We start from the raw sequence: 22,838 nt of genomic DNA, 5'->3' as shown, positions 1-22,838 counted from the left end.
GGCAGGCGCAGCTCAGAGTCCGCCCACGCCGCGCGTCACCAGTGCACACGGTCCGTGCGTCAGCTGCTCCCTGAGAAACTCGATGCACTCCTGAATCCGCGCCGACGACGACAAGCGCTCGGCCGTCATCGCCCACACATCGGCGGATTGCCGATAGTCGGGCGGCACGCGCACCAGTTCGCCCGCGCGCAGGCTCTCGGCCACGTCCCAGATCGACACCATCACGATTCCGTATCCCTCCTTCGCCCACTGCACGACGATGTCGCTCAGATGCGACGCGACCGTGCCCGTCACCTTCACGCTCCTTTCGCCATGCGGCCCGCTCAGGCGCCAGACCCCGAAGCGGTCGTCGCGGCCGCGAAACAGTGGGGCAAGGGGCAGTCGTTTGAAGCCGGTTTGAATGCAATGCCCGGCGCACTCAGGCCGTGGTTAACCCGGAGTGCGCCGCGGCGGCTCGTGACACGCGTCGATCCATCCCCGTTGTGCCGCACCGCGGCAACGAAACCAGGAAAATCCTGGCTTGCGCGGCGCCCGTTTAAAGGCGCCAATGATTCAGCCGTAGAAGCTGACAAAAACATTTTCCATTCAGGAGACGTCATGCAAACGAACGCATCGGCAAGCAGCGGGCATAGCTCGCAGGCGCGCAAGGCTACCGCCAGCGGCTGGATCGGCTCGGCACTCGAGTACTACGATTTCTTCATCTATGCGCAGGCCGCCGCCCTGATCTTTCCTCAGCTGTTCTTCCCTTCCGGTAATCCCAAGATCGCGATCGTCGCATCGCTCGCAACCTACGGCGTCGGCTACGTCGCGCGGCCGATCGGCGCGGTCGTGCTCGGGCACTGGGGCGATACACACGGGCGCAAGAATGTACTGCTCGTCTGCATGTTCCTGATGGGTCTGTCGACGATGGCGGTCGGTCTGCTGCCGACCTATCAGCACGTCGGCTTTCTCGCGCCGGTGCTGCTCGTCGTGCTGCGACTGATCCAGGGTTTCGCGGTCGCTGGTGAGATCTCGGGCGCCAGTTCGATGATCCTCGAACACGCGCCATTCGGGCGACGCGGCTTTTACGCGAGCTTCACGCTGCAAGGCGTGCAGGCCGGCCAGATTCTGGCCGCCGCGGTCTTCCTGCCGCTCGCCTATTTCATGAACGACGCCTCGTTCAATGCGTGGGGCTGGCGCATTCCGTTCCTGCTCAGCGCGGTCGTGCTGGTCGCCGGGTACATCATCCGCCGCGAAGTCGAGGAAACGCCCGCGTTCGAGAAGGAGGACGCGAGCGGCGGCGTGCCGCGCTCGCCGATCGTCGAAGCATTCAAGTACAACTGGCGCGACATGCTGCGCGTCGTGCTGTGCTCGCTGATGAACGTGATCCCGGTCGTCGCGACGATCTTCGGCGCGGCGTACGCGGTGCAGCCGTCGTACGGCATCGGCTTTTCGAAGAGCCTGTATCTGTGGATTCCGGTGATCGGCAACATCGTCGCGGTGCTGGTGATTCCGTACGTGGGCAATCTGTCCGACCGGATCGGGCGGCGTCTGCCGATCATCGTCGGCGCGCTCGGCGCAGGGCTGCTTTCTTTCGCGTATCTGTACGCGATCAGCATCCACAACGTGCCGCTCGCGATGGTGATGTCGATCCTGATGTGGGGCGTCATCTATCAAGGCTACAACGCGATCTTCCCGAGCTTCTACCCGGAACTGTTCCCGACCCGTTCGCGCGTCTCCGCGATGGCGATCGGCCAGAACATCGGCACGACGATCACCGCGCTGCTGCCGGCGCTGTTCGCCTACGTCGCGCCGCCGGGATCGCACAACGTGCCGCTGACGATCGGCGCAATCACGTTCGCCATCACGATCGTCTGCGCGATCGCCGCATGGAGCGCGCGTGAGAACTTCCGTGTGCGGCTTGGCGACCTCGGCGAAAGGAACGTCGTGCCGCTCGACAAGCTCAGCTACGACGCAATGCGCGCGCAGAGCATGGCCGACGCGAAAAAGGCCGCTGCTTGAGCCCGCTTGCCCTTTGACGCGTCTTGATCAAGACTTTCAGGGAACCCGCTCATCAACCGCACCCGAATCGCCGTCGCCGGCGCGGGGTACATCGGCCGCGCCCATCTGGCGGTCGCGCAGCAAAACGACGCGTGCACGCTGTCGGCGATCGTCGACCCATCGCCCGCGGCCGCCGCGCTCGCGGCCGAGGCGGGCGTGCCGCTCTTCCGCACGCTCGACGAACTGTTCGAACGCGATCGCCCGGACGGCGTGATTCTCGCGACGCCGAACCAGCTGCACGTCGAACACGCGTCGCGTTGCCTCGCGGCGCGCGTGCCGACGCTGCTCGAAAAGCCGATCGCGCCGAGCGTCGACGAAGCGGCGACGCTCGCCGCCGACGCAGCACGCAGCGGCGTGCCGCTGCTGATCGGCCATCATCGCGCGCACAGCCCGATCATGGCGCGCGCGCGGCAGCTGATCGACGAGGGCCGGCTCGGCAAGCTCGTCGCGGTGATGGGCAGCGCGGTGTTCTTCAAACCCGACGAGTACTTCGCCGATGCCGACTGGCGGCGCCAGCCCGGCGGCGGTCCGATCCTGCTGAACATGATTCACGAGGTGCACAACCTGCGCATGCTGTGCGGCGACATCGTCGCCGTGCAGGCTTTCTCGTCAAATGCGACGCGCGGCTTTCCGGTCGAGGATACGGTTGCGATCAACCTGCGTTTCGCGAACGGCGCGCTCGGCAGCTTCATGCTGTCCGATACCGCCGCGAGCGCACGCAGTTGGGAGCAAACGTCACAAGAGAACAAGGCCTATGCGTCGTACCCGGATGAAGACTGCTACGTGATCGCGGGCACGTTCGGCTCACTCGCGGTACCGACGATGCGCCTGAAGACCTACGCCAAAGCCGTGGACCGCTCGTGGTGGAAGCCGTTCGACGTCAGCGTCGCCGACATGACGCGCGACGATCCGCTGAAGCTGCAACTCGAGCATTTCGTGCGCGTCATTCACGGCAAGGAACCGCCGCTCGTCAGCGCGCAGGACGGCTTGCGGAATCTGCGTATCACCGAGGCGATCGTCGAAGCGGCCCGCACCGGCGCGGTCGTCGATACGACGCGCGCCGTCGCGGCGGCCGTCCGCTAAAACAATCTGAAGTCGCGTCGAGATTACTCAGCAGCTTACTCAGGATGACTCTATGAAATCGTTCGTGACGCTGCACGGCATCACCACAACATGTTCGGCAAGCGCGATCCCGCGCAATACGGCACGATCACCCTCGAGGAAATCGACGCACGCCTGCGCGCGCTCGGCGATGAGCTCGGCGTGCGGGTCGAACATTCACGCGCGCGAAGCGTTCCGGCATCAGTCGGTGTTCGCGGAGACCGTCAAAGGACAGATTTGCGGTTTCGGCGTGGACAGCTATCTGCTCGGGCTGCGCGCGGCGGTATCGGCGGCGGGCTAGCCACGGGAATGCGCCGCGCGGCGCTGGCCTCGCACGGCTAGCGCCATGTTTCGGTCAACTCGTTGGCCAGCACCATCTTCTCGCGCACCGCCTCGACGAAGGCCGCGTCGATGCCCGCCCGCGCCTTCAGGAATTTAAGCGCGGCGGAATGCACGGCGCGCAACGCGCCGCCGTCGATGCCCGTCATACGCGCCGCGCCGCGGCGCGTTTCCTCGACCAGATCGCGCGCGCTCGTGAAGTCGGGCGACAAGCCGCATTGCGCGTCGAACGCGGCGCGCAGACCGGCCGCGTAGTCGCGCGACTCGCCAAGCCGCTCCATATCGATCAGCAAATCGACGCCCTCGCCCATACGCAGCGCGCAGAGGATCCACAACGCAATGAACGCGCGATACGCGTTGTCGCTGTCCACCGTGCGCGCGAATTGCTCGCAAGCGACGGCATACGCCTCATCGGGAATCGACGGTAGCGGCGGCAGGCGTACGCCGCACACGCCGATCGCTTCGCGCACCAGCGGGTCCATCTGATTCAGACCGAGCACGCGAAACGGCGCGGCGACAAAGAACGCATTGCTCCACTGCTGCCGCAGCATCCAACCCGATGCGAACTGCGATGCGGGATTGCGCAGCACGCCCACGTGCAGCGCCTCGGCAAACGCGCGCTTCAGCCACGGCAGACGACCGCCCGTGCGGCAAAACTTGAAGACGGGCACGCGGCCCTGCTCGATCGTGTGCTCGCTCAGCGCACGCAGATAGGCCTGCAGTGACGGGAATGTCGCATCGGGATCGCGCGTAAAGCGATCGATGCTGAAGCGCCGGTCGTAACCCGCCACGCCGCGCGCATCTTCGCGCAAAAACGGGCGGTATTCGTCGAAGTATGGTGCGGCGAGCGGCGGGTGCCCCGAGGTCAAGGTCGGCCGCGAGGCGGGCACGTCGGCGGGTTTGAGATCGGCGAGCACATTGCTGAGCGGCTCGTAAAAACCGGCCGCGCGCTCGTGTTCGCGCAGCCGCGACCACACCCACGTGCCCGCGCTGCGCCAGCCCGTGTGCAGAAAAACCGCCTGTTTCAGCGGAGTATTGGGCGTGGCGTCGTACGCGGACGACTCATGAGGCAACGGCATGGGACTTCTCTTCCAATGATTGGATCAATAGACTGGAAGCGCCACTTTACCCTGTGATCGATCCGGACGCATTATGCTGCGAGATTCCCCGCTCCCGCCATTGCACCCACCTCGCACCCATGAACGATTCGGCCGATATCCGCTTCCTGCTCACGCTGCGCGCGAGCGGCAGCCTGATCGCCGCCGCGCGCCGACTCGCGCTGTCGCCGTCGGCGGTCACGCAGCGCCTGCAGCAACTCGAAAAGAAGCTCGGCATGCAGCTCGTGAACCGCAGCGCGCGCCGCCTGCAATTTACCGACGAAGGCCTGCTGCTGTGCGAGCGCGGCGCCGAACTGATCGAGCAGTTCGACGCGTTGTTCGACGATCTGCAAGCGCGCCGCGGCGGCCTCGTCGGCACGCTGAAGATCAATGCGCCGCTCGGTTTCGGACGACGCCATCTGGCGCCGCTGATCGGCGAGTTCCAGCAGCAGAACCCCGACATCGACGTCGCGCTGACGCTGTCCGACCGGCCGTTGACCGAAACGCTCGATCGCTTCGATATCGTCGTGCATATCGGCGAGCTGCCGCCGTCGAACCTGGTCGGCTATACGATCGCGCCGAACGCGCGCTTCGTCTGCGCGGCGCCCGCGCTCGTCAGGCGAATCGGCCAGCCCGAATCGCCGGATACGTTGAGCCGGCTGCCATGCATCGTGCTGCGCGAAAACAATGAGGACGTGTCACTGTGGCAGTTCAGCAAGGGCCGCACGCGCCGCAGCGTGCGCGTGTCCGCGCATCTGAGTTGCAACGACGGTGACGTGATCCGCCAATGGGCCTGCGAGGGACGAGGCGTGATTCTGCGCTCCGAATGGGACGTCGCCGAGGATCTTGCGAAGGGCAAACTCGTGCGTCTGCTGCCGGGCTGGAAAGCGCCGGACGCGAACGTGATCGCGCTCACGCATCAGCGGACGGGACTGCCCGCGCGCGCACGCCATTTCATGCAGTATCTGCAAAGCCGCTTCAGGCCGTTGCCACCGTGGCGGCGGTGATTCAGTCCATCCGAATCTAAGAGTCAACCTATCTGAACGCTGAAGTACTATCGAAAACCTATAATTGACTCATCCTCAACAGCCGGCCCCATGCAATCATGACTGCCGCCGCCCATTCCACCGACACCCCCGCCTACCCCGACGCGGTCCTGTTCGACCTGCTAACCGCCCTGCTCGACTCGTGGACCTCATGGAACCGTGCGGCAGGCTCCGACGAAGCGGGCCGCGCATGGCGTGCCGCCTATCTGCGTCTGACATACGGCTGCGGCCGCTACGTTCCCTACGAACAACTGGTGCGCGAGGCCGCCACGCAAGTCGGTTTGTCCGAAACGGCCGCGAACGCGCTCCAGGCGAACTGGCTGAACCTGACGCCGTGGCCCGGCGCGCTCGGTGCGTTGCGCGCGCTCGCGCCGCACTGCAAGCTCGCGGTCGTCACCAATTGCTCGACGCGGCTCGGCTCGCAGGCGGCCGCGCTTTTGCCCGTGCGCTGGGACGCGATCGTGACCGCCGAGGAAGCCGGCGTCTACAAGCCGGACCCGCAACCGTACCGCCTCGCGCTCGACAAGCTCGGCGTCGAGCCGCGGCGCGCCGCGTTCGTCGCCGGCTCGAGCTACGACATGTTCGGCACCGCGGCCGTCGGCTTGCGGACCTACTGGCACAACCACGTCGGCCTGCCGCTCGTCACGGGAGCGCAGGCGCCCGAGGTCGAAGCGGCATCGCTCGATGGGCTGGTGCCGTGGCTCGCAAGCTTTGGCCGCGATCGTCGTCACTGAATCTCCAACCTCACCTCGCTCCTCAGGTGCAAACATGAAACTCGAACAGATCGAAACCCCGGCCGCGCTGATCGACGTCGCGCGGATGCAGAAGAACATCGCGCGGATGCAGGGGCGGATGAATGCGCTCGGCGTCGCGTTCCGGCCGCACGTGAAGACCACCAAGTGCATCGACGTCGTGCACGCGCAGATCGCCGCCGGCGCGCGCGGCATTACGGTGTCGACGCTGAAGGAAGCGGAAGCGTTCTTCGCGGCCGGCGTCGACGACATCCTGTACGCCGTCAGCATGGTTCCGTCGAAACTGCCGCGAGCGCTCGCGCTGCTCCGCCAGGGCTGCGAACTGAAGCTCGTGGTCGACAATCCGACCGCCGCCACGGCGATTGCCGCGTTCGGCGACCAGCACGGCGAAACGTTCGAGGTCTGGATCGAGGTCGATACGGACGGACATCGCTCGGGCATCCAGCCCGAACAGCAGACGCTGCTCGACGTCGGGCGGATTCTGCACGAGAACGGCGTGAAGGTCGGCGGCGTGATGACCCATGCGGGTTCGAGCTACGAGTTGAATACGCCTGAGGCGCTCGCCGCGCTCGCGGAGCAGGAGCGCGCGGGCTGCGTGCGCGCCGCCGAACGGTTGCGCGAGGCGGGCATCGCGTGTCCGGCCGTCAGCGTCGGTTCGACGCCGACCGCGCTCGCCGCGCGGCATCTCGAAGGCGTCACCGAGGTGCGGGCCGGCGTCTACGTGCTGTTCGATCTGGTCATGCGCAACGTGGGCGTTTGCACGCTCGACGACATCGCGCTTAGCGTACTCACGACCGTGATCGGTCATCAGGAAGACAAAGGCTGGGCGATTCTCGACGCGGGCTGGATGGCGTTAAGCCGTGATCGCGGTACGTCGCGGCAGTCGCACGATTTCGGCTATGGGCAGCCGTGTTTGCTCAATGGCACGTTGCTGCCGGACTATGTCGTGAGCGGCGCCAATCAGGAGCATGGGATTCTTGCGGCGGTTCCGGCCGATGCGCGAGCCGATGCACAGACCGACGACATCGCGCAGCGCTTTCCGATCGGTATGAAACTGCGCATCCTGCCGAACCACGCTTGTGCGACCGGCGCGCAGTTCCCCGAGTATCACGCGGTTGCGCCGGACGGCAGCAGCGTCGAATGGCAGCGATTTTACGGCTGGTAGGTCCCGGCGCACTCGGCACACTCAAGGAGAACCAACGCCTTCTGCCAGAATCATCCATCGCCCATAGACGGACCGTGAATCCCACCGTTAGCGTGGAATCTCCACAGGAATACAGAGGATTCTTGCATGTCCGAGTTGAATGAACCAGACGGCGTTCGCGTCGTGCTGAGCGCCCCGCAACTGGCGGCGGTGCTGACCCGCCAGTCGATCAATCAGACCGAAATGCTTTCTAACCGGCTATGGGGCTGGTTGCAACTCGTCGACGGTTTGCTGGAAATGCAAAGCCTGGCTGCCGCTTTGGCGGGCATACATTCGAAAAGCATGTGGCGCGGACTGAAGCACAGTTGCGTGAGCGACTGGCGCGCGAACCAAAGCGCCGGGTTGTTTCATCGTTCACTGATCTACAAACGGCAGAGTGGGCGATTTCCAAGGTCATACAGGACAACGCGGCCCGGATAACGACGTGGGCGCAATCTCATACCGGTTCCATACGACTGGAACTGACGGGCGATGCAGGTAGGCAGGTAGAGTACGGGGTCATTCGCAAGACGGGGGAGATGGTGAATCTGAGCAAGGTTCACATGTTCTTGATCCGGAAGGAATATAACGGCATGTCATACTACGCCCTGACCGCCTACCTGATGCCATGAGCTTACTGTGAAAGACGAATCACCTTACCCGAATCTGGATTTTCTGATTCATGGCTATTTCAATGAAGATTTCGATTTATGGGGCAACGACGTACAGGAAATTGTCACGTGCTTCAAAAAAGAGAGCGACAAGACCCTTCATAAGTTAGTCGTGGATGAAATCGATCGTTTTGAAAGCGACCATTCCGCCAACCTGGACGGATATTTTGAGGAAATCTATGGCCTCTACGTTGATCCCGAACCGTGGGGTCACACGACCGCCTCATTTCTCGATGAAGTGAAGCGTCTCCTGAGAGAGTAGATAGCCCCAAACCTGCCGCGAAACGTCGGTCACTCATCCTCTTCCGACAACCCCGCCAACAGATCGTCGACCGCGCGATACACGCGCTCGACGATCTCCGGTCCCACCTTGCGCTCGAGCTCGCGATAGTGCGCCTCGAGATCCTTCGAAATCACGCGCACCAGTTCGACGCTCGTATCGGTCAGCGACACGAGCACGCGCCGCTGATCCTCCGCGAAACGTTCTTTCGTCACGAGTTCCATGCTCTCCATGCGCGCGAGCACGCCGGCCATGCTCGGGCTCGAAATCGTGCAGATGTCGGAGATGTGGCGCGGCTCCATCGGGCCGTGCTCGTTGAGCGCGCGAATCACTCGCCATTGCTGCTCGGTGAGTCCATGCGCGGTGATCAACGGACGAAAACGCTCCATCATTTTTTCGCGGGCGCGTAACAACAGCATCGGCAAATTGCGGTGCAAAACTCGGGTGGACGCAGCGGACATGGTGGCAAGGAATCAGAAAAAAACAGCTGGCGAAGCTTACGGGAAAACCCGCGATCAACCGGCAGCCTATTGACCGTCAATGATATCAAGCGGGATACTACTAACATCTTAGTGTTTTCGCCAAACTTTCGCCACGAGGCTGCGCATTTATGTTTGCCCTTGCCGATCATCTGCTGCATCCCGAAGGCGACGCGCTGCCTCGCGACGTGGACGCGCACACCGCGGCCGCTTTGCTGGCACGCGGCTTTGCGTGTCGCGCGCCGGTCAGCGGCGTCGTGTACGGCACCCTGCTGAACGATCGCGCCGCCTTGAACGCGCTGGGCGACGCAGTGCATGCGGCACCGTACAAGGCGCCGCCGAAAGCGCCGATTCTGTATCTGAAGCCGCGCAACACGCTGGCCGGGCATCGGGCGCGCGTGGTCGTGCCGGATAACACGCTCGGCGTCGAGGTCGGCGCGTCACTCGGCATCGTGATCGGCCGTACCGCGACGCGCGTCGGCGTCGAGCGCGCGGCGGACCACATCGCCGGCTATACGCTGGTCGGCGATCTGAGCGTGCCGCATACCAACGTGTATCGCCCGAACGTGCGACTGCGCGCATGCGACGGCTTCTGCGTGATCGGACCGGCGCTCGTCGCCGCGCGCCACGTCGCCGCGCCGGATCGGCTCGACATCGCCGTCTCGCTGAACCGCGCCGAACCGTTCACGGCAAGCACCGCAACGTCGGTGCGCAACATCGCGCAATTGCTCGCCGACGTCACCGATTTCATGACGCTGAACGCGGGCGACGTGCTCACGCTCGGCGTCCGGCACGGCTCGCCGGTCGCGCACGTCGGCGATACGGCCACGCTGTCGATCGGCACGCTGCCGCCCTTGACCATATCGTTCATCGGCATGGATCAACACAACGGAGAACCGTCATGATGCGCGGCCGCGTCGCCTATGCGGGAGCGATTCACGAAGCGTATCCGCACGAGCAGGGTGTCCGCCTCGCCGACGGCCGCGTGCGTCGCGAGGACGAAGTGGTCTGGCTTGCGCCGATCGAAGTCGGCACGATCTTCGCGCTCGGCCTGAACTACGCCGAACACGCGAAGGAATTGCAGTTCAGCAAACAGGAAGAACCGCTGGTGTTTCTGAAGGGGCCCGGCACGGTGCTCGGCCATCGCGGCGTCACGCGTCGCCCCGCCGACGTCACGTTCATGCACTACGAGTGCGAGCTCGCGGTCGTGATCGGGCGAACCGCGCAAAACGTCGCGCGTGAAAACGCCATGCAGCACGTGGCGGGCTACATGATCGCGAACGACTACGCGATTCGCGACTACCTCGAAAACTACTATCGCCCGAATCTGCGCGTGAAGAATCGCGACGGCGGCACGGTGCTCGGCCCCTGGTTCGTCGACGCCGCCGACATCGCCGACGTCACGCAGCTCGAGCTGCGCACGTTCGTCAACGGCACGCGTCAGCAATGCGGCAATACGCGCGATCTCGTCACGGGCATCCGCGCACTGATCGAATACCTGAGCAGCTTCATGACGCTCGCGCCCGGCGACGTGATCCTGACCGGCACGCCTGAAGGCATCGTCAACGTCAACACGGGCGACGAAGTCGTCTGCGAAATCGACGGCCTCGGCCGTCTCGTCAACACGATCGCCTCGGACGCGGACTTCGGCCGCGCCTGATCGACAGCAAAAACCCACCGAACAGCGAAAGGACAAGGCAATGCCGATCGACCATCTGATCAACGGCGAGGCGTGCACCTCGAGCGACTATTTCGAAACCGTCAACCCGGCCACCCAGGAAGTGCTCGCCGAGGTCGCACGCGGCGGCGCGAAGGAGATCGATGCGGCCGTGCAAGCGGCCAAAGGCGCCTTCCCCGCCTGGGCCGCGAAACCCGCCGCGGAACGCGCGAAGCTGATTCGCAAACTCGGCGACCTGATCACGAACCACGTGCCGGAAATCTCGGAGACCGAAACGAAGGACACCGGCCAGACGATCTCGCAGACGCGCAAGCAACTGGTGCCGCGCGCGGCCGACAACTTCAGCTATTTCGCCGAGATGTGCACGCGCGTCGACGGCCACACGTACCCGACCGACTCGCATCTGAACTACACGCTGTTTCATCCGGTCGGCGTATGCGCGCTAATCTCGCCGTGGAACGTGCCGTTCATGACGGCCACCTGGAAGGTGGCGCCCTGCCTCGCGTTCGGCAACACCGCTGTGCTGAAGATGAGCGAGCTGTCGCCGCTGACCGCCTCGATGCTCGGCAAGCTCGCGCTCGAAGCGGGCATCCCGGCGGGCGTGCTGAACGTCGTGCACGGCTATGGCAAGGAAGCGGGCGAGCCACTCGTTGCGCATCGCGACGTGCGCGCGGTGTCGTTCACCGGGTCGACCGCGACCGGCAATCGCATCGTGCAAACCGCGGGCCTGAAGAAGTTCTCGATGGAGCTTGGCGGCAAGTCGCCGTTCGTGATCTTCGACGACGCGGACTTCGAACGCGCGCTCGATGCCGCGGTGTTCATGATCTTCTCGAACAATGGCGAGCGCTGCACCGCGGGCTCGCGCATTCTCGTGCAGCGCGCCATTTACGTGCGGTTTGCCGAGCGCTTCGTCGAGCGCGCGAAGCGTCTGACGGTTGGCGATCCGCTAGCGGACAGCACGATCGTCGGCCCGATGATCAGCCATGGGCATCTCGCCAAAGTGAGCAGCTATATCGAACTCGGCCCGAAGGAAGGTGCCACGCTTGCGTGCGGCGGGCTCGATGCGCCCGAGTTGCCCGACGCCTTGCGTCACGGCAATTTCGTCACGCCGACCGTGTTCGTCGACGTCGACAACCGTATGCGCATCGCGCAGGAAGAGATCTTCGGACCGGTCGCGTGCCTGATTCCGTTCGACGATGAAGCCGAGGCGATCCGTCTCGCCAACGATATTTCGTATGGTCTGTCGAGTTATATCTGGACCGAGAACACGGGCCGCGCGCTGCGCGTGGCGGCCGCCGTCGAAGCCGGCATGTGCTTCGTGAACAGCCAGAACGTGCGCGATCTGCGTCAGCCGTTCGGCGGCACGAAGGCGTCGGGTGTGGGCCGTGAAGGCGGGACGTGGAGTTATGAAGTGTTCCTCGAACCGAAGAACGTCTGCGTGTCGCTCGGCTCGCATCATATTCCGCGCTGGGGCATTTAATCGCGACGTCAAACGATATTGCTAAAGCATGGGACCGGAGTAAGAGCTGACGCTCTAACGCCGGTCGACACTGGAGACCGCGATGGGCAAACTCGCGTTGGCAGCAAAGGTTACACATGTGCCGTCGTTGTATTTATCCGAGCTCGACGGTCCGCACAAGGGTTGCCGTCAGGCCGCGATCGACGGACACCATGAAATCGGCCGACGCTGCCGCGAACTTGGCGTCGATACGATCGTCGTGTTCGACGTGCACTGGCTAGTGAATAGCGAATACCACATCAATTGCGCGCCGAAGTTCGAAGGCGTGTACACGAGCAACGAGCTGCCGCATTTCATCAGGAACATGCCGTACGCGTATCCGGGCAATGTCGGGCTCGGTCAGCTGATCGCGGACGTCGCCAACGAAATGGGCGTGAAAAGCCGCGCGCACAGCGAGACCACGCTCGAGCTCGAATACGGCACGTTGGTGCCGATGCGCTATATGAACGGCGATCAGCACTTCAAGGCGGTGTCGGTGGCGGGCTGGTGCATGTGGCACGACCTCGCGACCAGTGCGCGTTTCGGCCTCGCGGTACGCAAGGCCATCGAAGAACGCTACGACGGTACGGTGGCCATTCTCGCGAGCGGCTCGCTGTCGCATCACTTCGCGAACAACGGCACCGCCGAGCAGTTCATGCACAAAGTGTGGAGCCCGTTCCTCGAACAGATGGATCGCAGCGTGGTGCGCATGTGGGAAGCCGGCGACTGGAAGACCTTCTGCGACATGCTGCCGCTCTACAACGAGAAATGTTGGGGCGAAGGCGGCATGCACGATACCGCGATGCTGCTCGGTGCGCTCGGCTGGGATCGTTACGACGGCAAGGTCGAGGTCGTCACGCCTTATTTCGGCAGTTCGGGCACCGGCCAGATCAACGCGATCTTCCCGGTCAGACCGCTACCCGTCTGACACTCGCGAAGGAATCGCCATGCCTCACTTGACACTCGAATACAGCGCCAACCTCGCGGACGCGCAACGCCTCGGCGACCTATGCAAAGACCTCGCGCAGTGCCTCGACGCGCAGCGCGATAACGGCGAGCGCGTCTATCCGCTCGGCGGCATCCGCGTGCGCGCGCTGCGCTGCGACCAGTACTGCATCGCCGATGGGCGGCCCGACGCCGCGTTCCTGCACGCCAATCTGAAGATCGGCGCGGGCCGCCCGGAGGCCGTCAAGAAGGCGACCGGCGACGCGCTGTTCGCGCTGATCAAGCAGCGCTTCGCCACTGAGTTCGAACGGCAGGGGCTCGCGTTGTCGCTCGAAATCAACGAGTTCAGCGAAGCGGGCACCTGGAAGCACAACAATCTGCACGCGCGGTTCAAGGGCTGACATCATCATGCTAGACGAACAAACCATTCGCGACCTCGCCGCGCAACTCGATCACGCGGAAAAGACCCGCACGCAGCTGCGCCATTTTTCCGCGCAGTATCCAGAGATGACCGTACTGGACGGCTACGCGATACAACGCGAGTGGGTCAAGCTGAAACTCGCCGAAGGCCACGTCATCAAGGGCAGGAAGATCGGCCTGACGTCGCGCGCGATGCAGCGCTCGTCGCAGATCGACGAACCGGACTACGCGCCACTGCTCGACAGCATGTTCATCGAAAGCGGCCAGGACATTCGCGTGGATCGCTTCATCGCGCCGCGCGTCGAAGTGGAACTCGCGTTCGTGCTGAACAAACCGCTGAAGGGCCCCGGCGTCACACTGTTCGATGCGCTCGACGCGACCGCGTACGTGAGCCCGGCCGTCGAAATCATCGACGCGCGCATCGAGCAGTTCGATCGCGAAACACGCGCGCCGCGCAAGGTCCATGACACGATCTCCGACTTCGCCGCGAACGCGGGCGTCGTGCTCGGCGGCCGGCCGGTGCGTCCGCTCGACGTCGACCTGCGCTGGGTCGGCGCGTTGCTGTACAAGAACGGCGCGGTCGAGGAAAGCGGGCTCGCGGCGGCGGTGCTCAACCATCCGGCCACCGGCGTCGCGTGGCTCGCCAACAAAATTGCTCCGCATGACGAATCGTTGAATGCGGGCGACGTGATCCTGAGCGGCTCGTTCACGAGCCCGGTTCCCGCCCGCGCGGGCGACACGTTCCACATCGACTATGGCCCGCTCGGCGGCATCGGTTTGAATTTCATCTGAACGCATCAATATGTCCTTGCCGAAAAACCCCTTCAAGCGCGCGCTCGCCGAAGGCAGACCGCAGTTCGGCCTGTGGGCCGCGCTCGCCGACGCCTATGTGACCGAGCTGCTCGCCACCGCCGGCTTCGACTGGCTGCTGATCGACAACGAGCACGCACCGAACGACGTACGCAGCACGCTGTCGCAATTGCAGGCGGTCGCCGCGTATCCGTCGCATCCGGTCGTGCGGCCGGTACGCAGCGACGCCGCGCTGATCAAGCAGTTGCTCGACATCGGCGCGCAAACGCTGCTGCTGCCAATGATCGACACGGCCGCGCAAGCGCTCGATGCGGTCGCGGCCACGCGTTATCCGCCGCAAGGCATTCGCGGCGTCGGCAGCGCGCTCGCGCGTGCGTCGCGCTGGAATCGCGTGCCCGACTATCTGGACACCGCCGCCGACGAACTGTGCGTGATCGTGCAGGCGGAGACCGTGCAGAGCCTCGACAATCTCGTGGAGATCGCGCATGTGGATGGCGTCGATGGCGTGTTTTTCGGGCCGTCGGATCTGAGCGCGTCGATGGGATTGCTCGGCAAGCCGGGCGACGCGCGCGTGCGCGACGCGATTCGCCACGGCATCGACACCGTGCGCACCGCTGGCAAGGCAGCGGGCGTGCTCGCCCCTGATCCGGCGCTGGCGGCCGAATATCTGGCGGCGGGCGCGACCTTCGTCGCGGTCGGCACGGACACCGGCTTGCTGAGCCGCGCGGCCGCGGACCTCGCCGCGTCGTACAAGAACCTGGCGGCGAGCGCGCCGCAGGTCAAAGGCGGGTATTGAAGCGAAAGCCTTTCACTTCCCCTACTCGCCCGCCGGCCAAGGCAAGCCTCGCGCCGACCAATCCAGCTCGACCCCCATCACACAGCGCCCGCTCGCCAGCTGCACGGCAAGTGTCACCGCGATGCACGGCCGTCCGCTCGCGAGCGACAGATAAGGATTACTGGTGATCGCCTCGCCGGGAAGCAGCACCGCATTGCGGAAGTAAGGCCGATGATCCCAGCGCGCATCGCGCGGATTCGCGACCGGCTGCAGCGACGCCGCGTCCTCGCACCATGCGGGCCCGCGCACCTCGTGACCGATCTGACGGCCGGTGTCGTTGAGGATGAAACAGCTGATGCAACGCTTGAAGGTGGCGAGCAGCGCGAACGCGTCGTCCATCATGGCGCCGGCGCGCAAGCCGTCGGCCGCGCGCCGCAGTTCGAGCCGGTACGGCTCCATTTCGGATTCGAACAACGCATGCTGATGCGCACGGCCCTGCGCGATCACGTCGAACGCATCGTCGATCTGGCGATGCACCGACTCGGGCGGCGCGATCTCTGCCGCGGGCCGCCCTAGCAGATAGCCCTGCGCGAAATCGACATTCGACTCGACCGCGAGAATCAGCTCGTCGGCCGTCTCGACGCCTTCGACGACCACCAGCATCCCCGCCTGGTGCAGCAGCGACACGAGTTTCGGCAGGATCGGCTGCTGCGTGCCGTACGTAGTCGCGCGAATCAGCTCGCCGTCGAGCTTGACGATGTCCGGCCGGATCCGCAGCAGCCGGTCGAGATTCGACTGGCCCGCGCCGAAGTCGTCGACTGCGATCAGGAAGCCGTGCTGGCGATAGCGCGCCGCCGCGCGCGACATCTCGTCGACGCTGCCGCCATGCGATTCGAGAATCTCCAGAATCACGCGCTCGGGTTCGAGCCCTGCGACGCGCACGATCTTCGTCAACTGGTCGGCGTAGCCTTCGGCGACGAAGGTGGACGGCAGGATGTTCAGGAACAGCCACGCGTCGCCGGGCAGCGCGCGACGCGCGTTGCCGAGATGCACCGCGTGGCTCGCGCGGTCGAGCGCGCCTTCGTCGCTCGACGGCTTCGGCGCGAACATCACGACCGGCGGCACCAGCGTGCCGTCGTCATGCTCTCCGCGCAGCAGCGCCTCGAAGCCCACCTGCTTCTGATGCGATAGGCTGTAGAGCGGCTGAAAGTGCGAAATCAGATAGAAGTCTTCCCAGCGGTAACGCGCCGGGTCGGCGCTCGGGTCGCCGAACGGTGACTGCAGCGCGTCGAACGGCAGCGCGCGCTCCGCGCAGACACGGTTGCGCCCCGTCTGCTTCGCGCGCAGCAACGCTTCGTCCGCGCGATCGAGCAGCATCATGAAGCTTTCGCCGCGCCGATGCTCGGCGACGCCGAAGCTCGCGGTCAGATGGCCGTCCGGCCGTTCGATCCCGGCGATGTCGAGGCGCAGCCGCTCGGCGAGCTGCAACGCGCCGGTGAGATCAGCGTCGAGCAGCAGCGCGAATTCCTCGCCGCCGATGCGGCTCACGCTTTGGTAGAGCGCAACCGCGTTCTTCAGCACCTGCGCGACCTCGAACAGCGCATGGTCGCCGACCGCATGACCGAAGCGGTCGTTGAGCGACTTGAAGCTGTCGATGTCGAGAAAGATCGCGCTGATCTGCGCCCCTGGCGCCAGCGTCTCGAGGCGTCCCTCCGCGTGCTTGACGAACGAGCGACGATTTTGCAGGCCGGTCAGCGGATCGGTCGCCGCGAGTTGCGCGAGCTGGCTCTCGAGCAGAAAGTGATTGCGCCGGAAACGGTAGAAGCCGAAATGGAATACCACCGCCGTCGGCGCACCGATCGCGATGACCCACGTCCACACGGCCGCGTCGACCTCGGGCGCATGAGCTTTGCCGCGCAGCAGCGCGATGGCCGCCGCGTAGAACACCACGCTGCCGGTGACGAAATGCGCGGGCGTGAGCCATAGCGGCGCCGCGCAGATCGGTATCACCACGAATGCGGGCAATAGCCACGGCAACGGATACGCGAGGCCCTTCGCATTCAGCACGAGCCCGGCGATCAGCACCAGTTCGTACGCGACGCCGATCGCGCCGAACAGCGCCGTCGACTTCGCGCGCGGGATCGCCAGCACCAGCAGCGCGAGCAGGAGCGCGCACAGCAGCCGGTACGCGAGCGGCCCGGCCGGTGCGCCAACCAGTTCGCGCGCCGTTACCATGCACAGGAACGCAACCACCGTGAAGCCCATCGTCACGAGGGAAAGCGGCCGCTGATGGTCGAGCGAGCGCCGGTGAAAGCGCTCACGCATGCTTGGCTCGGGCAGGTGCTGCGTCGGGATGGCAGACATAGATGGCTGATCAGGGTTTCCGGTCACTCCGCCAATAGTTATCGGCAAACGTTCGATAAACATTTATGGCTAACGTAACACGACGTATCAATTCGGCGCCTGCGTGCTTGAAAGTCGTGCTGCTTTCCCACTGTGCGATCCGGCAATCCGGTCACCGGCCGGGCCGCGCTACGCCGCCATCACCCGATCGCGCCCCGCGGCTTTCGTCGCGCACAACGCACGGTCGGCGCGCGCCATCATCTGCGCGAGCCGTACATGGCGCCGCGCGTCGTGTGGCCGAGGCACAGCAGCAGCGCCGCTGTCGCGAGAAAGTAGAAGCTGTAGCGCGGCCGGTTGGCCGGGCGTCCGGTCAGCATCAGCAGACCGAGCACCCCATAGAGGCTCGCATGATAGGCGGACACCAGCGCGACGCGCGCATTTAAGTTCCGCGCGTCGAAGGTCCAGTAGACCACGCCGACCAGCACGAACAGCAGCCCCACATAAGCGGGCCACGGCCGCGAGCGCGTTGGCGGCGATCCAGTAGTTGACACCCGGAATCTTCGCGCGCCTTAGCGACAGCAGCACGGCCATCGCCATTGCGTCCGCCAGAATCGTGACCAACAGAATAGTGAGTGGATTGAGCATTGCAAATAATTTGAATCGAACGACGCCGCGCCGATCTTTCGCGCGACTCACCATCCGCCGAATGCATGAATAAAAGACTAAAGCTCAAAGCAGGCCGGATTGCCGGCTAATACACATATCACATTTGGTTCCGCAAGCCTTTTCGCGCGCCAGGCGAAGATTAACCTTTCAATTTCTTTTAAGCAGCAAAAATTACGCAATTCCTGTGTCTCGATTGCGCGTTTAATAACGTATAAGCTAAGCAATGGAAAGTGGCTAAAAGCCTGTGTCTTAAGTAGACTTCTCATGATGTGTGCCGGGCACCCTAGACAACCCGGTAGAAATGACGTAATCGGCGCCCGATTGCCGAACGACTCCGATGCTCAATGGCTGTCACGTTCGCGATGCGCAACGGGCCGCGACCACTTCCGGAAAACATGGTCCCAATTCTCAACTATCTGCTCGAACGCCAAATCTCGCCGCAATGGCGCGGCATGCTGAGCGCGCTGGCGAGCGAATTCGAAGCGCAAATCGGACACGACGAACTGCGCCAGCTGATGCATCGCGTCGGCAGCCGTTTCGCGCTCGCGTGTCCGCTGCCCGCCTGCGCATCGACGGCCGAGCTCGAGCAGGTGTTGAATTCTTACTGGCATCAGATGGATTGGGGTTACGTCGCGCTCGCCGATGAGGCGGAGTCGCTGCGCATCATTCACTATTGCGCGCCGCTGCCCGCCTTCGGCGAATCGGCGCTCGCCTGGACGCCGGCATTTCTCGAAGGCGCCTATCAGACGTGGTTGAGCGCGTTGGGCGCGCAAGGTTTGTCGGTCGTACAGACGAGCGCGTTCGGCGAGGACAGCTCGCTCGAATTCCGCCTCGGCCGTCACCCCGCCTGAGCACCAGCGGTTCTGCACGCGTACGTGCGAACGAGCGTGCGACGGCGATACAGCCGCCACGCAGGATCAGGGAAGGCAGTTCAAATAAACAGCACCCCGAGCAGTCGGTTTGGGGCCATGCACGGTATGTAACAGACGACGGCATCATGAGTTCATCGAGCGACATCGAAAAACTGTTCGAGCAATTTGGCGGCGACGCCAACGCGTACCAGGAGATCGGCCGCGAGAACGACGCGCGCACCGCGCGCACTCGTTGGCCACTGCTCGTGACGCTCGATCTGACGCAACCGGCCATTCCGGCAATCGGCCAGCTTCGCGACGCGAAACCACAGCCGCCTATAACCGTGGCGCCACGGGCCATCGTCCACGAGGACACGACACCGAAGGACATGGCATCCGTGACGCGCGCGAAGGCACCGCTGTTCACGCGCCCGCACCGGCGTGACATTCCACCGGTACCTGTGGCCGCGGCCCAGCCCGCGGCGCCGAGCGGCGCGTCACGCTTCCGCACGGCCGACGAACTCGGCGAGGCGGCCGCGCAAACGATTGCGCCTGTCGCGCCAAGCGCGACACGCCCCGCCGCGCCCGCTTATGGCAGCGCGAGCACGGCACCGGCATCGTCGATGCCACCGCCACCAGCGCCGCAACCCACCTATACGGCCCAACCCGCGCAACCGGCCCAACCGCCGTCGATCCTCGGCAAGATGTTTGCAGCGCAAACCCCGAGCGCGCCGCCGCAAGCGGCCGCGCCCGCGTCGCTGAACTCGGTGTTCGACCGTCTGCGCGGCACGTCTGCCCAAGGCACGCAGGCACCCGCCGGCACCGCGCGCGGCGGCTTCGCCTCGTGGCTCGCCAACGGTCCGCGTCGCTCATGAAAGTCATTGCCGTGGTGTCCGCCAAAGGGGGGGTCGGCAAGACCACCCTCGCCGCCAATCTCGCCTCCGTGCTCGCCAACAGCGGCCGGCGTGTGATTGCACTCGATCTCGATCCGCAGAACGCCCTGCGGCTGCACTTCGGCGTGCCGCTCGACAGCATCGACGGCCTGTCGCGCGCGACTCTCTCGGGCAACCCGTGGCAAACGGTGATGTTCGACGGCATCGACGGCGTGACCGTGCTGCCGTACGGCGCGCTGCTGGAGGACGACCGCCGCCGCCTCGAGGCGCTTATCGACCAGCATCCGCAATGGCTCGCGCAGTCGCTGCAGAACCTGCGGCTCGATGCGTCCGACATCGTGATCGTCGATACGCCGCCCGGCTCGTCGACCTACGTGCGAACCGCGCTGAGCGCGGCCACCTTCGCGTTGAACATCGTGCTCGCCGACGCCGCGTCGTACGCGGCGATCCCGCAGATGGAGCGGCTGATCGAAACCTACGCGGCGCCGCGCGCGGACTTCGGCGGCGTCGGCTATGTGATCAACCAGATCGACCAATCCCGCCAGTTGACCAAGGACGTGCTGAAGGTGCTGCGTCAGATGCTCGCCGGCAAGGTGTTCCCCGGCGTGATCCATCTCGACGAAGGCGTCAGCGAAGCGCTCGCCTGCGACACCACGCTGATCCATTACGATCCGCTGAGCCAGGCCGCCGCCGATTTCCGCGCATGCGCCGCCTGGCTCATGGCGGCGCTCGACGCGATCGCCGCCCAGCCCAGGAACGTCGCATGAGCAATCCAGCCTCCTCGCGCGAGCCCGAGGGCGGCGAGCCGTCGCGGTTCCAACGCTTCATCGACGCAAGCTTCTGGAACAGCCGCATCGTCACCGGGCTCGTCACGATGCTCGCGCTGTACATGCTGTACTTCGTGTTCACGGTGCCGCTCGAGTTCTATCAGCAGCTGACCTTCGCGACCCTGTGCTTCGTGCTCGCGCTGCTGTTTCGCCGTCGGCCCGGCCGCTACGCGACGATGGTGATGATCATGCTGTCGATCGTCGCGTCGGGCCGCTACATGTACTGGCGGCTGACCGAAACGACATACTGGGAGCATCCGCTCGACGCCGCCTGGGGTCTGCTGCTCGTGTCCGCCGAGCTCTACTCGACGATCGTGCTGATGCTCGGCTACTTCCAGACCGCGTGGCCGCTCAAGCGCAAGCCAATGCCACTGCCCGCCAATCGCGACGAATGGCCGACCGTCGACGTGTTCATTCCGACCTACAACGAGCCGCTCGCCGTCGTGAAGCCGACCGTCTACGCGGCGCTCGCGCTCGACTACCCGGCCGACAAGCTGTCGATCCACGTGCTCGACGACGGCCGCCGCGCCGAGTTCAAGGCGTTCTGCGAGGAAGTCGGCGTGAACTGGACGATCCGCACGCACAATCGCCACGCGAAGGCCGGCAATATCAACGAGGCGCTGAAGATCACGAGCGGCGAGTACCTCGCGATCTTCGACTGCGATCACATCCCGACCCGCTCGTTCCTGCAGATCGGCCTCGGCTGGTTCCTGCGCGACAAGCTGCTGTCGATGCTGCAAACGCCGCACCACTTCTTCTCCGCCGACCCGTTCGAGCGCAACCTCGGCACTTTCCGCAAGGTGCCGAACGAAGGCGAGCTGTTCTACGGCCTCGTGCAGGACGGCAACGATCTGTGGAACGCGACGTTCTTCTGCGGCTCGTGCGCGCTGCTGCGCCGGAGCATGGTCGACGAGATCGGCGGCATCGCGGTGGAGACCGTCACCGAGGACGCGCACACCGCGCTGAAGCTGCACCGCCTCGGCTACACCACCGCGTATCTGGCGATTCCGCAGGCCGCCGGCCTCGCGACCGAAAGCCTGTCGGGCCACATCGGCCAGCGCATCCGCTGGGCGCGCGGCATGACGCAGATCTTCCGCATCGACAATCCGCTCACCGGCAAGGGGCTGAAGATCGGCCAGCGGCTGTGTTACCTGAACGCGATGATGCACTTCTTCTACGGCGTGCCGCGTCTCGTGTTCCTGACCGCGCCACTGTCGTATCTGTTCTTCGGCGCGCATGTGATCGAAGCGGCGGCCAGCACGATCGCGATCTACGCGCTGCCGCACATGATGCACGCGAGCATCACCAACTCGCGGATGCAGCGCCTGTTCCGCCATTCGTTCTGGGCCGAGGTGTACGAGTCGGTGCTGGCGTCGTACATCACCGCGCCGACGCTGCTCGCGCTGATCAACCCGAAGCTCGGCAAGTTCAACGTGACGGCCAAGGGCGGCGTGATCGAGAAGAGCTACTTCGACTGGTCGATCTCGCGGCCGTATCTGTTCCTGCTGCTGCTGAACCTGCTCGGTTTCCTCGCGGGTCTGGTGCACATCTACATGAACTGGCACGTGCGCAGCATCGTCGAGACCACACTGCTCAATCTCGCGTGGACCAGCTACAACATGCTGATCCTCGGCGCGAGCGTGGCCGCCGCGAGCGAGCGCCGCCAGATCCGCGCGGTGCCGCGCGTCGCGATGAAGATGCCGGTGATGCTGAAGTTCTCGACCGGCCGCACGCTCGCGTGCGAAACGATCGACTACTCGGAAGGCGGCGTCGGCGTCGCACTGCCCAGCACCATCGAAGTGCCGATGCAGGAGCGCGTGACCGTGTCGCTGTTCCGCGGCGACGAAGAGTACGCGTTCCCCGCCACCGTCAGTTTTACCGAGCCGGGCCGCGTGGGCCTGCGCTTTTCGTCGATGTCGCGCGAACAGGAGTACGAGTTCGTAAAGACCACCTTCGCGCGCGCGGACGCGTGGACCGGCTGGGCCGAGGGGCGCGAGCACGACACGCCGCTGCGCGGTCTGTCGCACGTGCTGAAGGTCGGCGTGCGCGGCATCGCGGGGCTGTTCGAACATCTGTACGACGACTTGCGCAGTTCGATCAAAAGCCGTCCCGCGGACGTCAAGAAGCTAAAAACCAAAGACTGA

At 64.7% G+C, this 22,838-nt stretch carries 22 protein-coding genes and 2 pseudogenes; 19 read left to right on the top strand and 5 right to left on the bottom strand.

Annotated features, from left to right (window positions below):
- Window positions 1–12 precede the first annotated feature (12 nt).
- A pseudogene (locus OKW28_RS14215) lies at window positions 13–366 on the bottom strand (LysR substrate-binding domain-containing protein); the annotation flags it as partial.
- Window positions 367–597: 231 nt separating this feature from the next.
- On the opposite strand from OKW28_RS14215, the gene OKW28_RS14210 reads away from it, so the two are divergent.
- The 3 genes and pseudogenes from OKW28_RS14210 (at window position 598) to OKW28_RS14200 (ending at window position 3,442) form a co-directional block, all read left to right on the top strand.
- Window positions 598–2,001, top strand: a complete 1,404-nt coding sequence (locus OKW28_RS14210; RefSeq protein ID WP_429446475.1) for an MFS transporter — start codon at window positions 598–600, stop codon at window positions 1,999–2,001.
- 51 nt (window positions 2,002–2,052) lie between these two features.
- On the top strand, window positions 2,053–3,123 hold the full coding sequence (locus tag OKW28_RS14205; RefSeq protein ID WP_429446962.1) for a Gfo/Idh/MocA family protein: 1,071 nt from the start codon (window positions 2,053–2,055) through the stop codon (window positions 3,121–3,123).
- Between the two features lie 52 nt (window positions 3,124–3,175).
- Window positions 3,176–3,442 (top strand): annotated as a pseudogene (locus OKW28_RS14200) (type II 3-dehydroquinate dehydratase).
- A 37-nt stretch (window positions 3,443–3,479) separates the two neighbouring features.
- Here the strand turns inward: OKW28_RS14200 and OKW28_RS14195 are convergent.
- Window positions 3,480–4,559, bottom strand: coding sequence for a hypothetical protein (locus OKW28_RS14195; RefSeq protein ID WP_429446474.1), 1,080 nt, complete (start codon window positions 4,557–4,559; stop codon window positions 3,480–3,482).
- 119 nt (window positions 4,560–4,678) lie between these two features.
- On the opposite strand from OKW28_RS14195, the gene OKW28_RS14190 reads away from it, so the two are divergent.
- The 5 genes from OKW28_RS14190 to OKW28_RS14170 all read left to right on the top strand — a co-directional run bounded on the left by OKW28_RS14190 (window position 4,679) and on the right by OKW28_RS14170 (window position 8,491).
- Entirely contained in the window at window positions 4,679–5,584 is a 906-nt protein-coding gene (locus OKW28_RS14190; RefSeq protein ID WP_429446472.1) for a LysR substrate-binding domain-containing protein, read from the top strand.
- 98 nt (window positions 5,585–5,682) lie between these two features.
- Window positions 5,683–6,357: an HAD-IA family hydrolase gene (locus tag OKW28_RS14185; RefSeq protein WP_429446471.1), complete on the top strand. Its 675-nt coding sequence runs from the start codon at window positions 5,683–5,685 to the stop codon at window positions 6,355–6,357.
- A gap of 34 nt (window positions 6,358–6,391) precedes the next feature.
- Window positions 6,392–7,540 (top strand): DSD1 family PLP-dependent enzyme, encoded by a 1,149-nt coding sequence (locus OKW28_RS14180; protein WP_429446469.1) that lies wholly within the window; start codon window positions 6,392–6,394, stop codon window positions 7,538–7,540.
- Between the two features lie 239 nt (window positions 7,541–7,779).
- Window positions 7,780–8,190 carry an RNase A-like domain-containing protein gene (locus tag OKW28_RS14175; protein WP_429446467.1) on the top strand — a complete coding sequence of 137 codons (411 nt, stop codon included), beginning with the start codon at window positions 7,780–7,782 and terminating at the stop codon, window positions 8,188–8,190.
- Between the two features lie 7 nt (window positions 8,191–8,197).
- Window positions 8,198–8,491, top strand: coding sequence for a contact-dependent growth inhibition system immunity protein (locus OKW28_RS14170; protein WP_184071466.1), 294 nt, complete (start codon window positions 8,198–8,200; stop codon window positions 8,489–8,491).
- 29 nt (window positions 8,492–8,520) lie between these two features.
- On the opposite strand, the gene hpaR is transcribed toward OKW28_RS14170, so the two are convergent.
- Window positions 8,521–8,928 (bottom strand): homoprotocatechuate degradation operon regulator HpaR, encoded by a 408-nt coding sequence (gene hpaR / locus OKW28_RS14165; protein WP_018424961.1) that lies wholly within the window; start codon window positions 8,926–8,928, stop codon window positions 8,521–8,523.
- Window positions 8,929–9,119: 191 nt separating this feature from the next.
- On the opposite strand from hpaR, the gene OKW28_RS14160 reads away from it, so the two are divergent.
- The 7 genes from OKW28_RS14160 (at window position 9,120) to hpaI (ending at window position 15,135) form a co-directional block, all read left to right on the top strand.
- Complete coding sequence (locus OKW28_RS14160; RefSeq protein ID WP_429446465.1) at window positions 9,120–9,893, top strand: fumarylacetoacetate hydrolase family protein; 774 nt, start codon at window positions 9,120–9,122, stop codon at window positions 9,891–9,893.
- Window positions 9,890–10,648, top strand: a complete 759-nt coding sequence (locus OKW28_RS14155; RefSeq protein ID WP_429446463.1) for a fumarylacetoacetate hydrolase family protein — start codon at window positions 9,890–9,892, stop codon at window positions 10,646–10,648. The genes OKW28_RS14160 and OKW28_RS14155 overlap by 4 nt, the downstream gene beginning before the upstream one ends.
- Before the next feature lie 40 nt (window positions 10,649–10,688).
- On the top strand, window positions 10,689–12,146 hold the full coding sequence (hpaE, locus tag OKW28_RS14150; RefSeq protein ID WP_429446461.1) for a 5-carboxymethyl-2-hydroxymuconate semialdehyde dehydrogenase: 1,458 nt from the start codon (window positions 10,689–10,691) through the stop codon (window positions 12,144–12,146).
- Between the two features lie 82 nt (window positions 12,147–12,228).
- Window positions 12,229–13,092 (top strand): 3,4-dihydroxyphenylacetate 2,3-dioxygenase, encoded by an 864-nt coding sequence (hpaD, locus tag OKW28_RS14145; protein WP_429446459.1) that lies wholly within the window; start codon window positions 12,229–12,231, stop codon window positions 13,090–13,092.
- 19 nt (window positions 13,093–13,111) lie between these two features.
- Window positions 13,112–13,510, top strand: a complete 399-nt coding sequence (locus tag OKW28_RS14140; RefSeq protein ID WP_187617791.1) for a 5-carboxymethyl-2-hydroxymuconate Delta-isomerase — start codon at window positions 13,112–13,114, stop codon at window positions 13,508–13,510.
- Window positions 13,511–13,517: 7 nt separating this feature from the next.
- Window positions 13,518–14,321: a 2-oxo-hept-4-ene-1,7-dioate hydratase gene (gene hpaH / locus OKW28_RS14135; protein WP_429446457.1), complete on the top strand. Its 804-nt coding sequence runs from the start codon at window positions 13,518–13,520 to the stop codon at window positions 14,319–14,321.
- 10 nt (window positions 14,322–14,331) lie between these two features.
- Window positions 14,332–15,135 (top strand): 4-hydroxy-2-oxoheptanedioate aldolase, encoded by an 804-nt coding sequence (gene hpaI, locus OKW28_RS14130; RefSeq protein ID WP_429446455.1) that lies wholly within the window; start codon window positions 14,332–14,334, stop codon window positions 15,133–15,135.
- A 21-nt stretch (window positions 15,136–15,156) separates the two neighbouring features.
- On the opposite strand, the gene OKW28_RS14125 is transcribed toward hpaI, so the two are convergent.
- Together OKW28_RS14125 and OKW28_RS14120 are read right to left on the bottom strand one after the other, a co-directional pair.
- A complete protein-coding gene (locus OKW28_RS14125) occupies window positions 15,157–17,478 on the bottom strand; it encodes an EAL domain-containing protein (protein WP_429446453.1) in 2,322 nt (773 codons plus the stop codon).
- A 236-nt stretch (window positions 17,479–17,714) separates the two neighbouring features.
- Window positions 17,715–18,008: a hypothetical protein gene (locus OKW28_RS14120; protein ID WP_429446451.1), complete on the bottom strand. Its 294-nt coding sequence runs from the start codon at window positions 18,006–18,008 to the stop codon at window positions 17,715–17,717.
- A 510-nt stretch (window positions 18,009–18,518) separates the two neighbouring features.
- On the opposite strand from OKW28_RS14120, the gene bcsD reads away from it, so the two are divergent.
- The 4 genes from bcsD to bcsA all read left to right on the top strand — a co-directional run bounded on the left by bcsD (window position 18,519) and on the right by bcsA (window position 22,838).
- Window positions 18,519–18,974: a cellulose biosynthesis protein BcsD gene (bcsD, locus tag OKW28_RS14115; RefSeq protein ID WP_429446449.1), complete on the top strand. Its 456-nt coding sequence runs from the start codon at window positions 18,519–18,521 to the stop codon at window positions 18,972–18,974.
- Between the two features lie 146 nt (window positions 18,975–19,120).
- A complete protein-coding gene (bcsP, locus tag OKW28_RS14110; RefSeq protein ID WP_429446448.1) occupies window positions 19,121–19,849 on the top strand; it encodes a cellulose biosynthesis protein BcsP in 729 nt (242 codons plus the stop codon).
- A complete protein-coding gene (bcsQ, locus tag OKW28_RS14105; protein WP_429446446.1) occupies window positions 19,846–20,634 on the top strand; it encodes a cellulose biosynthesis protein BcsQ in 789 nt (262 codons plus the stop codon). The genes bcsP and bcsQ overlap by 4 nt, the downstream gene beginning before the upstream one ends.
- Entirely contained in the window at window positions 20,631–22,838 is a 2,208-nt protein-coding gene (bcsA, locus tag OKW28_RS14100; RefSeq protein ID WP_429446445.1) for a UDP-forming cellulose synthase catalytic subunit, read from the top strand. Before bcsQ ends, bcsA begins: the two co-directional genes overlap by 4 nt.

This window comes from Paraburkholderia sp. 40 (assembly GCF_050434105.1).
Lineage (GTDB): Bacteria > Pseudomonadota > Gammaproteobacteria > Burkholderiales > Burkholderiaceae > Paraburkholderia > Paraburkholderia tuberum.
Note: the sequence above shows the minus strand (reverse complement) of the source record. Positions and strands in the feature narration are given on the sequence as shown.

Coding starts and splice junctions, on each gene's coding strand:
- OKW28_RS14190 (WP_429446472.1), top strand. CDS start 4,679: ATGAACGATTCGGCCGATATCCGCTTCCTGCTCACGCTGCGCGCGAGC.
- bcsQ (WP_429446446.1), top strand. CDS start 19,846: ATGAAAGTCATTGCCGTGGTGTCCGCCAAAGGGGGGGTCGGCAAGACC.
- OKW28_RS14210 (WP_429446475.1), top strand. CDS start 598: ATGCAAACGAACGCATCGGCAAGCAGCGGGCATAGCTCGCAGGCGCGC.
- OKW28_RS14155 (WP_429446463.1), top strand. CDS start 9,890: ATGATGCGCGGCCGCGTCGCCTATGCGGGAGCGATTCACGAAGCGTAT.
- bcsP (WP_429446448.1), top strand. CDS start 19,121: ATGAGTTCATCGAGCGACATCGAAAAACTGTTCGAGCAATTTGGCGGC.
- OKW28_RS14160 (WP_429446465.1), top strand. CDS start 9,120: ATGTTTGCCCTTGCCGATCATCTGCTGCATCCCGAAGGCGACGCGCTG.
- OKW28_RS14125 (WP_429446453.1), bottom strand. CDS start 17,478: ATGTCTGCCATCCCGACGCAGCACCTGCCCGAGCCAAGCATGCGTGAG.
- bcsA (WP_429446445.1), top strand. CDS start 20,631: ATGAGCAATCCAGCCTCCTCGCGCGAGCCCGAGGGCGGCGAGCCGTCG.
- OKW28_RS14180 (WP_429446469.1), top strand. CDS start 6,392: ATGAAACTCGAACAGATCGAAACCCCGGCCGCGCTGATCGACGTCGCG.
- OKW28_RS14195 (WP_429446474.1), bottom strand. CDS start 4,559: ATGCCGTTGCCTCATGAGTCGTCCGCGTACGACGCCACGCCCAATACT.
- OKW28_RS14175 (WP_429446467.1), top strand. CDS start 7,780: ATGGGGCTGGTTGCAACTCGTCGACGGTTTGCTGGAAATGCAAAGCCT.
- OKW28_RS14185 (WP_429446471.1), top strand. CDS start 5,683: ATGACTGCCGCCGCCCATTCCACCGACACCCCCGCCTACCCCGACGCG.
- hpaD (WP_429446459.1), top strand. CDS start 12,229: ATGGGCAAACTCGCGTTGGCAGCAAAGGTTACACATGTGCCGTCGTTG.
- hpaI (WP_429446455.1), top strand. CDS start 14,332: ATGTCCTTGCCGAAAAACCCCTTCAAGCGCGCGCTCGCCGAAGGCAGA.
- hpaH (WP_429446457.1), top strand. CDS start 13,518: ATGCTAGACGAACAAACCATTCGCGACCTCGCCGCGCAACTCGATCAC.
- OKW28_RS14140 (WP_187617791.1), top strand. CDS start 13,112: ATGCCTCACTTGACACTCGAATACAGCGCCAACCTCGCGGACGCGCAA.
- hpaR (WP_018424961.1), bottom strand. CDS start 8,928: ATGCTGTTGTTACGCGCCCGCGAAAAAATGATGGAGCGTTTTCGTCCG.
- bcsD (WP_429446449.1), top strand. CDS start 18,519: ATGGTCCCAATTCTCAACTATCTGCTCGAACGCCAAATCTCGCCGCAA.
- hpaE (WP_429446461.1), top strand. CDS start 10,689: ATGCCGATCGACCATCTGATCAACGGCGAGGCGTGCACCTCGAGCGAC.